At 71.6% G+C, this 13885-nt stretch carries 11 protein-coding genes; 7 read left to right on the forward strand and 4 right to left on the reverse strand.

The window, feature by feature from the left end:
- Positions 1-214 precede the first annotated feature (214 nt).
- The 3 genes from BLQ43_RS05930 (at position 215) to rapZ (ending at position 4416) form a co-directional block, all read left to right on the forward strand.
- Entirely contained in the window at positions 215-913 is a 699-nt protein-coding gene (locus tag BLQ43_RS05930; protein ID WP_090019392.1) for a response regulator transcription factor, read from the forward strand.
- Positions 906-2603 carry a sensor histidine kinase gene (locus BLQ43_RS05935; RefSeq protein WP_090019225.1) on the forward strand — a complete coding sequence of 566 codons (1698 nt, stop codon included), beginning with the start codon at positions 906-908 and terminating at the stop codon, positions 2601-2603. Before BLQ43_RS05930 ends, BLQ43_RS05935 begins: the two co-directional genes overlap by 8 nt.
- Positions 2604-3057: 454 nt before the next feature.
- Positions 3058-4416 carry an RNase adapter RapZ gene (rapZ, locus tag BLQ43_RS05940; protein WP_090019226.1) on the forward strand — a complete coding sequence of 453 codons (1359 nt, stop codon included), beginning with the start codon at positions 3058-3060 and terminating at the stop codon, positions 4414-4416.
- A 24-nt stretch (positions 4417-4440) separates the two neighbouring features.
- Here rapZ and BLQ43_RS05945 read toward each other — a convergent pair whose 3' ends face one another.
- A complete protein-coding gene (locus BLQ43_RS05945) occupies positions 4441-5937 on the reverse strand; it encodes a C69 family dipeptidase (protein WP_090019227.1) in 1497 nt (498 codons plus the stop codon).
- A gap of 342 nt (positions 5938-6279) precedes the next feature.
- Between BLQ43_RS05945 and nadA the strand changes: the two genes are divergently transcribed.
- Genes nadA through nadC form a run of 3 tightly spaced genes read left to right on the forward strand, consistent with a single transcriptional unit; the run spans position 6280 to position 9664 of the window.
- Complete coding sequence (gene nadA / locus BLQ43_RS05950) at positions 6280-7314, forward strand: quinolinate synthase NadA (protein ID WP_090019228.1); 1035 nt, start codon at positions 6280-6282, stop codon at positions 7312-7314.
- Positions 7315-7319: 5 nt separating this feature from the next.
- The gene (locus tag BLQ43_RS05955) at positions 7320-8819 is read left to right on the forward strand and encodes an L-aspartate oxidase (protein ID WP_245659473.1); all 1500 of its coding nucleotides are present in this window, start codon (positions 7320-7322) and stop codon (positions 8817-8819) included.
- A complete protein-coding gene (gene nadC, locus BLQ43_RS05960; protein ID WP_245659474.1) occupies positions 8816-9664 on the forward strand; it encodes a carboxylating nicotinate-nucleotide diphosphorylase in 849 nt (282 codons plus the stop codon). Before BLQ43_RS05955 ends, nadC begins: the two co-directional genes overlap by 4 nt.
- A 1-nt stretch (position 9665) precedes the next feature.
- Here nadC and BLQ43_RS05965 read toward each other — a convergent pair whose 3' ends face one another.
- A complete protein-coding gene (locus tag BLQ43_RS05965) occupies positions 9666-11081 on the reverse strand; it encodes an aminotransferase-like domain-containing protein (RefSeq protein WP_176758544.1) in 1416 nt (471 codons plus the stop codon).
- Positions 11082-11283: 202 nt separating this feature from the next.
- Here BLQ43_RS05965 and BLQ43_RS14565 point away from each other — a divergent pair, with 202 nt between their 5' ends.
- Entirely contained in the window at positions 11284-11424 is a 141-nt protein-coding gene (locus BLQ43_RS14565; RefSeq protein ID WP_176758545.1) for a YjiS-like domain-containing protein, read from the forward strand.
- A 94-nt stretch (positions 11425-11518) separates the two neighbouring features.
- Here BLQ43_RS14565 and BLQ43_RS05975 read toward each other — a convergent pair whose 3' ends face one another.
- Positions 11519-12781, reverse strand: coding sequence for a branched-chain amino acid ABC transporter permease (locus BLQ43_RS05975; RefSeq protein ID WP_245659475.1), 1263 nt, complete (start codon positions 12779-12781; stop codon positions 11519-11521).
- 6 nt (positions 12782-12787) lie between these two features.
- The gene (locus BLQ43_RS05980) at positions 12788-13837 is read right to left on the reverse strand and encodes a branched-chain amino acid ABC transporter permease (RefSeq protein WP_090019232.1); all 1050 of its coding nucleotides are present in this window, start codon (positions 13835-13837) and stop codon (positions 12788-12790) included.
- Between the last annotated feature and the right edge of the window lie 48 nt (positions 13838-13885).

Here is a 13885-nt window from a genome sequence, read left to right on the forward strand (position 1 = left end):
CCCCAAGACAGCCCCGCGATCTCACCTTGGCGGGCGTCCGCCAGACTGACGCATGGGATGCAACGCCCGGCGTTGCCCTGGAATCGTCACGATTGTGCCAAGCTGTGGCGCGGGGTGGTGGCCTGGAATGCGGTTATCGCGTGAAAGGCGCCCGTCCGGTGGATTCCGGATGGTGGCGTCCTTACATGCCGGTCAAAAGGGGATGGACCGCATCATGCCGGAAACCGTGGCGCTGGTGGACGACGACCGCAACATTCTGACCTCTGTTTCCATGGCGCTGGAGGCGGAGGGCTACAAGGTGCGCACCTATGCCGACGGGCAGGAGGCCTTGCGCGGGATCGGGACGCAGCCGGTGGATGTGGCGATCGTGGACATCAAGATGCCGCGCATGGACGGCATGGAGCTGCTCAACCGGCTGCGCGAGGAGTCCAACCTGCCGATCATCTTCCTGACCTCGAAGGACGACGAGGTGGACGAGGTGGTGGGCCTGCGCATGGGCGCGGACGACTACATCACCAAGCCGTTCTCGCAGCGCCTGTTGATCGAGCGCGTGCGCGCGGTGCTGCGCCGCGAGCGGCTGGCGGCGGGCACCGAGACGGACGAGGGCGAGCAGACGATCGTGCGCGGCGAACTGACGCTGGACCCGGCGCGGCACCTGTGCACCTGGAAGGGGCGGGAGGTCACGCTGACCGTGACCGAGTTCCTGATCCTGAAAACGCTGGCCCAGCGCCCCGGGCACGTGAAGTCGCGCGATCAGCTCATGGACGCGGCCTACGGCGAGGCGATCTACGTCGACGACCGCACGATCGACAGCCACATCAAGCGCCTGCGCAAGAAGTTCAAGGCGGTGGACGACGACTTCGCGCAGATCGAGACGCTCTACGGCGTGGGCTACCGCTACCGCGATGCCTGACGCCGACACCGGAACCAGCCAAGCCGCAGGCGAGCAGGACGCGCGGCGCACGGTGCGCGCGGCGGGGCGCCGCCGCCACCGTCAGGCGTGGCGGTCGCCCCTGCTGTGGCGGATTCTGGCGATCAACGTGCTGGTGCTGCTGATCCCCGTGCTGGGACTGCTGCACCTTCAGCAATACCGGGAAAGCCTGATCGGGGCGGAACTGTCGGCGCTGCGCACCCAGGCGCGCGCGTTTTCCACCACCCTGGCCAACAGCGCCGCCGTGGTGTCGGCCAGCGGGCAGGAGCGTTTGCTGCCGGAGGCGACGCGGCACGCCCTGCGCGTGCTGGCGGCGGGGCGCGACATCCGCGCGCGCGTCTTCACCCGCGACGGCCGCATGATGGCGGACAGCTTCGCGCTGCTGGGCGCGGGCGGGCAGGTGCGCGTGGAACACCTGCCGCCGCCGGATTCCACGACCTTCCTCCCCGCAGCGCTCAGCGACGCCTACCGCTGGGTGCTGCGCCATGTGCCCGGTGTGGGGGAGTTTCCGCGCTACCGGGAAAACGCCGTCCAGAGCGCCGAGGACTACCGCGCCGTCGAACGTGCCCTGGAGGGCGAGGGCGCGGGTCGGGTCTACCGCAACGGCGAGGGCGGCCTCGTGCTGACGGTGGCCTCGCCGGTGCAGCGCTACCGCAAGGTGCTGGGCGCGCTGATGATCTCGCGCAACGGCACGGACATCCAGGCGGCCGTGCGCGACCGGCGCACCGACATCCTGATCGTTTTCGGCATCGCGCTGGGCGTGACGCTGCTGCTGTCGTTCTACATGACGCGCGCGATCGCGCGGCCCATGCGCCGGCTGGCGGAGGCCGCGGACGCCGTGCGCCACGCGCGCGGGCGGCAGGCCAACATCCCCGACCTCTCGCAGCGCGGCGACGAGATCGGCGACCTCTCGGCGGCCCTCAACGAGATGACCGAGGCGCTGTGGGACCGCCTGGACGCCATCGAGCGCTTCGCCGCCGACGTGGCGCACGAGATCAAGAACCCCCTGACCTCGCTGCGCAGCGCGGTGGAGACGGTCTCGCGCGTGGACGATCCCGAGCAGCAGAAGAAGCTCATGGGCATCATCCTGGAGGACGTCCAGCGCCTGGATCACCTGATCAGCGAGATCTCCGACGCCTCGCGCCTGGATGCCGAGCTGTCGCGCGCGGAAACCGCGCCCGTGGAGCTGGCGCGGCTGTTGGAGGCGCTTGTGGAGGTGCAGCGCGCCGGCGCCGAGGAAACTGGCCCGGCGTTCGAACTGCACCTGCCGCACGGGGCGGACGGCGAGCGCGACGCACTCATCGTGCCGGGCCTGGAGGCGCGGGTGGCCCAGGTCTTCCGCAACCTGATCGCAAACGCCGCGACCTTCTGCCCACCCAACGGCACGATCGCCGTCACCGCCCGCCGTGTGGACGGCTGGGTGGAGGTCACGGTGGACGACGAGGGCCCCGGCGTGCCCGAGGCCAAGCTTCAGGCCATCTTCGAGCGCTTCTACACCGACCGCCCGACGGCCGAAAAAGCGGGCACCCACTCCGGTCTGGGGCTCGCCATCTGCAAGCAGATCGTCGACGCCCATCGCGGCACGATCACCGCCGAAAACCGCCGCGACGCCGACGGCACGATCACCGGCGCACGCTTCACCGTCCGCCTCCCCGCCCAAGACCAAAGATGATCTTTGGGAGCATCTGTCATTCGATACCAGCGTGGCATCGAGATGAATGGGTCTCTCATGACCGAACGAAAGGTTGTTTGATCCCATCCGTCTCTCGACACCGGTGTGCCGTGGCGGATGGACCGGGCACGCACGACCAAATATGATTTGTGGAAACGGGCGGTTTGCTGCGTGGCAGCGAAACCGCCCTACAGTGCTACGTTACCCTTCTCGGAGAAAATGATGTCTCCCTGCGGTTGTGTAGGGCGGATTGGCCGTAGGCCCGCCTGCGGCGTCGCCGCGCAAGCGGCAATCCGCCGATCGAACGGCGTGGGCAGCTGCGGTTCGAAGAGAAGACGCCCAACGAGGCCACGCGCCAAGCCATCGAAGAGGCGCGCGCACGCACCGATCTTACGCGCCACGCCAGCGCTGCGGCGCTGTTGAGCGGGGAGGATAACGCGTAAGTTCGGCTGCCATGACCCACCGCATCCACGCCACCTGTGTCGCGCTCGACGGGCGGGGTGTGGTGCTGCGCGGGCCGTCGGGCGCGGGCAAGTCGGCGCTGGCGCTGCGGCTGATCGCGGAAGCCGGCGCCGCCCTGGTGGCGGACGACCAGACCGAGCTGACCGCCCACGGCGGCGAGGCGGTCGCGACGGCCCCGGCCGGCCTGCCCGCAGCGATCGAGGGGCGCGGGGCCGGGCTGCTCGCCGCGCCGCGCATCGAGCGCGCGCCCGTGGCGCTGGTGGTCGACCTCGTGCCCGGCACCACCGTCCGCCTGCCCGATCCGGCCGAGGTCACGCTCGACGGCATCACCGTCCCGCGCGCCGAGCTGGACGCGGGCGACCCGGCGGCCGTCGCGAAAGTGTTGCTTGCGGTGCGCGGGGGCTGCGGCGCAGGCTCGCGCCCCACACCGCAGGATCGTACCGCCATGACCGAGGCGCCGCCACCCGCCGACCCCGCCGCCGCGCGCCGCGTCGTGCTCGTCACGGGCATGTCGGGGGCCGGCCGCTCCACCTTCCTGCGCGCGCTGGAGGACGTGGGCTACGAGGTCGTGGACAACCTGCCTTTGCACCTGCTGGACGCCGTGGTGCGCGAGGACGGCCGTGACACCCCCGTCGCCATCGGCATCGACATCCGCTCGCGCAGCTTCGCCGTCGAGCCCTTCCTGGACGCGCTGGACGCGCTGCGCGCCGATCCGGCGCTGGCGGTCACGCTGGCCTTTCTGGACTGCGAAAACGCCGTGCTCCAGCGCCGCTACACGGAAACGCGCCGCCGCCACCCGCTGGCGCGCGAGCGCCCCGTGCGCGACGGCATCGCCGCCGAGCGGCGCCTGGTCGAGCCGCTGCGCACGCGCGCGGACATGGCGATCGACACCTCCACGCTCGATCCCAAGGACCTGCGGCATCTGGCCGCCGCGCAGCTCGGCCTGGACCGCCAGGCGGGCATGGCGATCTTCGTCACCTCCTTCGCCTTCCGCGAAGGCGTGCCGCGCGAGGCCGATCTGGTCTTCGACGTGCGCTTTCTGCGCAACCCGCACAGCGATCCCGAGCTGCGCCCGCTGACGGGCCTGGACCCGGCCGTGGGCGAGCACGTGTGCCAGGACCCGGACTACCCCGCGCTGCGCGCCGGGCTGGCGGCCATGCTGCGCCGCCTGGTCCCGCGCTACGAGCGCGAGGGCAAGAGCTACCTCACGATCGCCGTCGGCTGCACGGGCGGGCGCCACCGCTCCGTCGCCGTGGCCGAGGACTTGGCCGCCATCCTGCGCGGCCTGGGCCGCGAGCCGGTGCTCAGCCACCGCGACCTGGGCGACAGCGCGGGCGGAGCGCCGGCATAAGCGGTCGCCGGCGCTCGCGACGGGTCAGCGGCAGGTCACCATCTCGTAGTCCAGCTTGCCCATCGGTTCCGCTTCGATCACCGGGATGTCATCGAGCAGCTTGGTGCGGGCCTCGATGCTGCCCAGCAGGTCGCGGCCGAGGTCCAGCGCGGCGGCCGCACGCGTGTGGCTGTAGTCGGTGAGCACCTGCCGCGCCAGCTTGCTCTTTTCGTTCTCCAGCAGCGTGCGCGCGGTTTCCTCCACCTCGTCCGTTTCCGCCAGCCGCGCGTCCTCGAAGGCCGTCAGGGCCTCGGTGACCTCCGGCAGGTATGTGTCCGCGTTGGTGCAGGTGAAGTACATCAGCCGCTTGAACACGCGCCCGGCGAACTCGGTGCCCTCCTGACGTGCGGCTTCCTCGGTGACGAAGGTGGAGTCCGAGCCCTTCGTCAGATAGCGGTGCTTGCGGAATTCCGGCGGCACCGAGGTGACGCCGATGCGCCAGGGGATGAAGGGTGCTGTCACCGAGCCGGTGGGCGCGACCCACAGCGTGCGCAAGGCGTCGTGGTCCACGTCCCCGCTGAGCCGCGCCGCCTGTCCGTAGCCGTTGGTGTCCTTCGACATGGCCGGGTCGCGGACGACGTTGAGGAACTCACGGAAGGTCATGCCGGGGGCGAGGTCGCGCAGCTTGCCCTCGATCTCCTCCACCGTCGGCCGGCGCATGGGCGCGTCCTGGGCGCCGTAGACCTCGTGGACGTTGAAAGTGTCCGTGCCCTCGGGGTCGTACCAGCCCTGCTCCTCGGCGAAGGAAATCAGGTTGTCGGATGCCAGGACGTCCTCGGACTCCTCGAAATTCTTGGGGATTTCGCCGATGTAGCCGGGGTAGGACATGCGCACTTCGTCCGGGCCCAGGCGCTTGGCGACCCACAGCCCCTGGCTGCCGGCGAAGTTGATGAAGACCCAGCCTTCCCTGTGGTCGGCGAAGAGGTGGGAGTTGCCGCCGTAGGTCGAGTAGCCGTGCTTGTCGATCAGCTCGCCCGTGATCTCCACGGCCTCGCGCGCGCTTTCGGCGCGCTGCATGACGATGCGGGCGAGGTCGCTGTACTGCGGCCCGGTCTGCGGCGCTTCCGTCATCTCGATCAGCTCGCTGCGCGAGGGCGACCAGATGTCGCGCGCGGCCACACCCTTTTCGTTCAGGCCGCCGTTGGTGAGCGGCGGCGGGAAGCCTTCCCAGTTCGTGTAGGTCATCGAGATGTAGGCGTAGGTTTCCGGCACCTGCGGGATCTCGGTGAGCTTGCCCGGCTTGTCGGTGCCGCCGTACATGCTGGCGTCCTCGGTGACGCCGACGGTGATCGTGGCGTCCTCGGGATGCGTCTGGTGCGGCACGATGCGCAGGTAGTGGCTGGAAACCTCGTCGCCCGTGCCGCCGATGTAGACCTCGCCGTCGGCGGTCAGGTTGCGGCCGACGTAGAGGCCGTAGCTCGCCTCGACGGCGGGGGCGGCCAGCAGCGCGGCGGCTGCCAGCGGGAAGGCAATGCGGCGCATGTCGTTTCTCCGTGCGGTGTCGATCGCGCGGGCCCATGGACCCGACGTTGGCGAGGCTACGCCGGGCGGACGACGGCGGGACACGCTGCATCGGGAGGAGCGGGGTCGCCCTTGGGGATTGACACCCTTATGCTCAAACCTAGCATAAGGACAGGGTCAATTCGGTCGAGGCGGCACGCCTCGGGCGAAAAATTGACCCGTGAAAAAAACCCGAAAGGGTCAATTCGGTCGAGGCGGCACGCCTCGGGCGAAAAATTGACCCGTGAAAAAACAGGGTGGCCGGACAATCGGCCACATCTTTTTGGCCGGTAAAATGCTCATACTGAGCATAAGGAGACTCGCATGGCCCTCGAGGTCCAGCCGGGCGACAGCGCCCCCGCCGACACGGCCCCCACCTACACAGCCGAGGTGGCCGAGCGCGTTGACCACCTATACGACCGAATGAAGAGCGTCATTCCGCCCTTCGAGTGGCCCGCCTACGCGCCGGAGATCGACGCCATCCTGCGGCTCAAGCGGGAGCGCAACGCCGTCGTCCTGGCGCACAACTACCAGACGCCGGAGATCTTCTACGGCGTCGCCGACATCGTGGGCGATTCCCTGGCGCTCGCCCGCAAGGCCGCGGAGACCGAGGCGGACGTGATCGTCCAGGCGGGTGTGCACTTCATGGCGGAGACGGCGAAGCTGCTGTCCCCGGACAAGACGGTGCTGATCCCGGACGTGCGCGCCGGCTGCTCGCTGGCGGAGTCCATCACGCCCGAGGACATCGCGCTGCTGCGCCAGCGCTACCCCGACGCGCCCGTGGTGACCTACGTGAACACCTCGGCGGCCGTGAAGGCGGCCTCGGACATCTGCTGCACCTCCTCCAACGCCGTGACAATCGTGGAATCCCTGGGCGCGGAGCGGGTGATCTTCCTGCCCGACGAGTACCTGGGCAAGCACGTCGCCCGCCAGACGGACGTGGAGATCATCACCTGGAAGGGCCACTGCGAGGTGCACGAGCGCTTCACCGGGCAGGAGATCGCCAACTACCGCGAGAACCACGCTGGCCTTCAGGTCATCGCCCATCCCGAGTGCCCGCCGGACGTGCTGGACGCGGCGGACTTCGTGGGCTCGACCTCGCAGATGATCGGCTACGTACGCGACCGGCGGCCGGATCGCGTGCTCATGGTCACGGAATGCTCCATGAGCGACAACGTCGCCGCCGAGGTCAGCGACGTCGAGTTCGTGCGCCCCTGCAACCTCTGCCCGCACATGAAGCGGATCACGCTGCCCAAGATCCGGCAATCGCTCGAAACCCTGAGCCCCGAGGTGACGGTCGATCCGGGCGTGGCGGCCGACGCGCGCCGCGCCGTCGACCGCATGCTGGCGGCGAGCTGAGGGTCGTGGCGGACGCGCCCGTCATCGTGGTCGGCGCCGGGGCGGCGGGCCTCGCGACGGCGCTGCACCTGGCGCCGCTGCCCGTCACCGTGCTGACGCCCGCATCCCTGGGACGCGAGGCCGCGACCGGCTGGGCGCAGGGCGGTTTGGCCGCAGCCGTCGGGCCGGACGACACCCCCGCGCGCCACGCCGCGGACACCGAGGCCGTCGGCGGCGGGCTGGTCGACCCGGCCGTGGCCCGCGCGGTGGCGGACGCCGCGCCGGAGCGCATCGCGTGGCTGGACCGGCTGGGAACGGTGTTCGACCGGGACGACGGCGGCGCGCTGGCGCTCGGCCTGGAAGCCGGACACAGCCGCCGGCGCATCGTGCGCGCGGCGGGCGACGGCTCGGGCAAGGCCGTGCTGGATGCTCTGATTGCTGCCGTGCGCGCGGAGCCCGCCATCACGGTGCGCGAAGGCGCGTGGGCGGTGCGCGTGCTCACCGGCGAGGCGGGCGTGCAGGGCGTGGCGCTGGCCGACGGCACGGTGCTGCCGGCGCGCGCGGCGGTGCTGGCCTGCGGCGGCGTCGGCGGGCTGTTCGCGGGCACGACGACCCCGCTGGGCGCGTGCGGGCAGGGGCTGGCGATGGCGGCGCGGGCGGGCGCGGGCATCCGCAACGCCGAATTCGTGCAGTTCCACCCCACGGCCATGGACCTCGACGCCGACCCGCTGCCGCTGGCGACGGAGGCGCTGCGCGGGGAGGGCGTGCCGCTGGTCGATGCCACGGGCGCGCGCGTCATGGCCCGGCACCCGGCGGGGGAGCTGGCGCCGCGCGACGCCGTGGCGCGCACGGTGCACGAATGCCGCGCGGTGGGGCACGCGGTCTATCTGGACACGCCCACCCAGCTCGGTGGGGACATGCCCGCGCGGTTTCCGCGGGTGACGGCGGCGTGCCGCGCGGCCGGGCTGGACCCGGTGACGCGGGCGATCCCCGTGCGCCCGGCGGCCCACTTCCACATCGGCGGCGTCGCGGCGGACCTGCACGGGCGCACGGGCGTGGACGGGCTCTACGCCTGCGGCGAGGCCGCGTGCACCGGGCTGCACGGCGCCAACCGGCTGGCGAGCAACGGCGTCATCGAGGGGCTGGCGACGGCGCCCTGGGTGGCCGAGGCCATTGCCGCGTCGCCGCCCGCCGATGCGAGAGCGCCGCGCGCTCAGGTTCAGCCGCAGGCCGCCGCCGACCGCGCGCCGCTGGCCCTGCGCCGGCTGATGGAGCGGAACTGCGGTCCCGTGCGCGACGGCGCCGGATTGGCGGCGGCCGTCGACTGGCTGGCGGACCGCGCGGATCGCGACGACACCGCGCTGGCGGCCCTCGTCATCGCCGAGGCCGCGCGGCGGCGCCCGGAAACGCGCGGCGCGCACGCCCGCCGCGACGCGCCCGACGCCGAGGCAATCGCCGGCGACAGCCAGCTGACGCTTGCGGATGTGGTTCCGCGCTCCGTCGGCCTGGAGGGATGCGCCGCATGATCCCGCCGCACCTCATCGCCCCCGCTGTCCGCGACGCGCTGGCCGAGGACCTGGGCCACGGCGGCGACCTGACCTCGCAGGCCGTGGTGCCGGCGGGCACGCGCGTCACAGCCACCGTCGCGGCGCGCGCGCCGGGCACGCTGTGCGGCGTGCCGCTGGCGGCAGAGAGCTTCCGGGCGACCGATCCCGGCGCGCAGATCACGGTCCACCGCGACGACGGCGACAGAGTCGGGGCGGGCGACGCGATCCTGACGGTCGCGGGGGATGCGCGTGCCGTGCTGGCGGCCGAGCGCACGGCGCTGAACTTTCTCGGCCACCTCTCGGGCATCGCCACCGCGACGGCGGAACTGGTGGCCCGAGTCGCGCCCCACGGCACGCGCATCGCCGAGACGCGCAAGACGACGCCGGGCCTGCGCGGGCTGGAAAAGGCGGCCGTGCGCGCGGGCGGCGGGCACAACCACCGCTTCGGCCTCGACGATGCGGTGATGATCAAGGACAACCACCGCGCTCTCGCGGACCCGGCCGAGGGCCTGGCGGCCCTGGTGGACCGCGCACGCCGGCGTGTCGGCCACACCGTCACGATCACGGTCGAGGTGGACACGCTCACCGAGCTGGACCGCGTGCTGCCCGCGCGCCCCGACATCGTGCTGCTGGACAACATGGCCCCGGCGACGCTGGCCGAGGCCGTGCGCCGCGTGGCCGGGTGCGCGCTGACCGAAGCCTCCGGCGGCATCACGCGCGACACGGCCGCCGCAGTCGCCGCGACGGGCGTGGACGTTATCTCCGTCGGCTGGCTCACCCACAGCGCCCCGGCGCTGGACGTGGGGTTGGACGTCACGACGTGATCTACACGACAGGCCCCACGCTGGCCGGCGGGGTGGCGAGCAGCTCGGCCAGGGTGTCGAGTGCGCGCACGAGGGCGTCCTCGTGTTCCGGCGCGCACAGGCACAGCCGCACGGCGCGCGGGTCGTCGCCCACGGCGAAGGCGTCGCCCGGCGACACCACCACGCCCCGCGCCTCCGCCTGCTGCGCGAACGCGGCCGTGGACCAGGCGGCGGGCAGCTTCAGCCACGCGTGGAAGGAGTGTGGATGGGTCGATAGCGCGTCCGCCGGCAGCCGCGCGCGGGCCAGGTCCTGCCGCCGGGCCGCGGCGTCGCGCTGCGCCCGGGCCGCGTTCCCGGCGATGTCGGTGTCCAGCGCCACGCGCGCCCATTCCAGGGTCAGCGTCGAGGTCATCAGCAGCGAGGCGCGCAGGGCCGCGATCAAGCGCGCGTGCAGCGCGTCCGGCGGCACCACGTAGCCCACGCGCACGCCGGGCGAGACGGCCTTGGACAGCCCCGTCAGGTGCACCACGCGCTCGCGGTCCATGGCAGCGAGGTGGGCGGGTGCCTCGGGGTCGAGGAAGGCGTAGATGGCGTCCTCGATCACCGTCAGATCGTGGTCGCGGGCGACGGCGAGGATGTCGCGGCGGCGCCGTTCGCCCATCGTGGCGTTCGTGGGGTTGTGCAGCGTCGGCATCGTGAAGACCACGCGCGCCCCGCTGCGCCGCGCCGCCTCGGCAAGCGCGTCGGGGCACAGGCCGTCGCCGTCCATCGCCACCGGCACCGGCCGCAGGCCGAGCGCGTGGGCGGCGGCGCGAACGCCGGGGTAGGTCAGGGCTTCAACCAGCACCGCGTCGCCGGGCGTGCACAGCGCGTTGAGCGCCAGCGTCAGGCCCGGTTGCGTGCCGGGCACGGCCACGACCCGCTCCGCATCCACGGGCAGGCCGGTGGCGGCCAGCCACGCCGCGCCGGCCTCGCGGTGTTCGGCACGCCCGGCGGCGGGCTGGTAGCCGCCCAACTCCGCCCAGCGCTCGGGGCCGGGCAGGGCGGCGGCCGTCTGCGCCAGCGCGTCCGCCACCAGCCCCGGCACGGGCAGGTTGGTGCTGAGGTCCACCGTCGCCGCGCCGCCGGGATCGGGCGCGTCGCTGCGCGAGGCGCGCAGGCGGGCGGTGAAGGCCGTTTCCTTCGGGCTCGGCGGCTCGGTGGCGGCGCACACGAAGGTGCCGCGCCCGACCGTGGCCTCGACCAGCCCCCGGCGCTCGGCTTCGGTGTAGGCGCGCGTCACCGTGCCCACGGTGACACCCAGCGCCTCCGCGAGATGGCGGTGCGTGGGCAGGCGCGTGCCCGGCTGCAGCTCGCCGCCGGCGACGGCGTCGGCGAGGGCGTCCGCGATGGCGCGGTAGCGCGGCCCGGTGCGGCCGTTCAGATCAGGCTGCCACATTGTACCCCGACAAAACTTCTGTTGATGCCGATTGTTTCTCTCTTGTATCGCCATAAAAGGGACAATACAAGAGGCGGAGCGTTATTGTATGGGTACAATCAAGGCGCAGCGCGGAACGGTGCGTCGGCTGCTGGCTGCACCGTCCCCCGTAGCCCCGGTGCGCGGAATTGGCCGGGCATTGAACCACGTGCCCGGGATGCTGGTGCGAACGCTTCGACAGTGGCGGCGGCGGGCGCGTGGCCGGGCGGAGCTGGCCGGGCTGGACGCCCGCGCCCGCGCGGATCTGGGCGTGCGCTGGGAGGACGCGCGGGCCGAAAGCCGCAAGCCGGGCTGGCGGGCGTGAGCGCGGGGCGGCTGCCTGCCGCCCAACGGGCCAACGAAAAGAAGCCCGGTGCGCGGGGCACCGGGCTTCGGAAGGTGTCGATTTTGCGCTGACGTCACCCGGCCCGGAAATCCGCCTCGCGGTGGTCCGCCGTGGCGCGCTTGGGGCTGTCGCCGGTGCCGTTGGTCCCGAGCAGGTAGCGCGAGACGATCTTGTTTTCCTTGATGATTCCTTGCGGGCGGAAGAGCACCACGACCGCCAGCAGGATCGCCACCAGCATCCAGCGGATGTAGGAGCTGCGCTCCGCCAAGGGCTGCGAGACCTCCGCCAGCACGGGCTCCAGGCCCGCGGCGATGAAGGCGGTGCCGGCCCAGACGCCCCAGATGACGAAGGCGCCCAGCAGCGCGCCCTTGTTGTTGCCGCTGCCGCCCAGCATCAGCATCACCCAGATCAGGAAGGTGGCGAAGAGATGCCGGAAGTGGGTGTAGTCGATCGTCACCATGTAGTGGGCGTAGAGCGCGCCCGCGACGCCCATGATGACCGCGCCCGCGACGAAGGCCTGCACGCGGTAGTTCGTCACCGCCTTGCCGTTCATCCCGGCGCTGGCTTCCTCGTCGCGGATGGAGCGCAGCACGCGGCCCCAGGGCGAGCGTGTCGCCGCCTCCAGCACCAGATAGACGAGCGCCAGGAAGATCACCAGCACGATCAGGTAGATGAAGCTGTAGTGCCGGGGCTCCAGCGGGCCCAGGAAGGCGACCAGGAACTCCGGCATCCAGGCGCAGCCGCCCTCGCCCACGGCGCACTTCAGCGGCTGGGGAATGCCGCGCAGCGGCTGCGGGCCGTTCGCCAGCCAGCGCTCGTTCTGGAAGATGCGCCGGATGATCTCGGCGATGCCGATCGTGGCGATGGCCAGGAAGTCCATGCGCAGGCGCAGCACCGGCGGCGCGATGATGAGCGCCACGATGCCGGCCACGCCGCCGGCGGCGACGACGCCCACCAGGAAGGGCATCTCCAGCCCGAAGGCCTGCTGGCTGTACTGCGCCAGCGTGCCCGTGGGGGCCGAGGTGGTCACCAGCGCCGTGGTGAAGGCGCCCACGGCGAAGAAGCCGGCGATGCCGAAGTTCAGGTGGCCGGTGTAGCCCCACTGCACGTTCAGCCCCAGCGTCAGCACGGCGTAGATGCTGGCCATGCTCAGGAAGCTGACGACGTAGGACAGGTTGCCCGCGCCCATCAGACTGGCGATCAGCAGCCCCAGGGCGATGCCGGCCACCGCCGCGCCGGGCACGCGCGCGTACCAGCGCCCCGGCACCAGCCACAGCGCCAGCACGAAGATCGGGATCGCGAGCAGGATACCTTTGACGAATGCTGCCTCGGTCATGACGGCTCACTCCCCCGGCGCGCCAAGCAGGCCCTGGGGCCGGATGACGATGGTGATGATCAGCAGCACGAAGGCCACGGCGGGGCCGTAGGCCGGGCTGATGAGCGAGGTGGAGAGCTGCGTGGCCACCCCGATGATGAGCGCGCCCACGAGTGCGCCGCGCGGGTTGCCGATCGAGCCCATGATCACGGCGGCGAACATCGGCAGCAGCAGCCAGAAGCCCATCTCCGGGCGCAGCTGCGAGGACAGGCCGTACATCGCCCCGCCGGCCGTGGCGAGCGCGCCGGCCATCATCCAGGTTGAGGCGATCACGCGCTCGGTGTTGATGCCGCGGACGCGGGCCAGCTCGGGGTTGTTGGCCGTGGCCCGCATGGCCTTGCCCATCTTGGTGTATTCCAGCAGCAGGTAGACGGCCGCCACCAGCACGGCCGCGAGCAGCAGGATGAAGAGCTGGTCCGCCTGCACGCGGATGCCCAGCGGCAGGTCCAGCGCCGGCGCGGACCTGCCGGGGTAGTAGAAGCGGAAGTCGCCGCTCCAGATCATGTAGATGATGGAGCGCAGGAAGAACGCCATCGCCAGCGACGCCATGGCGAAGAGCACCAGCGAGGCGTTGCTCGTGCGCAGGGGCCGGTACATCACGCGGTCGATGGCCAGGCAGACAACGCCCACGATGGGGGCGCCGACGAGGATGCCCAGCACGAACTCCCAGCCGAAGGAGAACGGGCCGATGCGCGCGGTATTGGGCAGCAGGTCCACCACCGCGAAGGCCAGATAGGCGCCCAGCGACACCAGCGCGCCGTGTGAGAAGTTGGGAAACTTGAGCACGCCGTAGGTCAGCGTCAGCCCGATGCTGCCGAGTCCGATCACGCCCCCCAGCATGATCCCCCAGGCGATGAGCGAGATGATGCGTCCCGAGGACACGCCGCTGGCCAGCGAGATCACGATCCAGATGGCGAAGAGCGCGATCAGCGTGCCCCACAGCATCTTCCTGGTCTGCACGGCGGCGCGGATGCGCTCGCTCAAGCGGATGTCGGCCTGGTCCTGTGCGACGGCCATGCCGTGACTCCCTGTTCGAAGGTCTTGTCCGTGCGATCCGGTGCCGTG

The sequence above is a fragment of the Limimonas halophila genome, assembly GCF_900100655.1.
In the GTDB taxonomy this organism is placed as follows: Bacteria; Pseudomonadota; Alphaproteobacteria; order Kiloniellales; family Rhodovibrionaceae; genus Limimonas; species Limimonas halophila.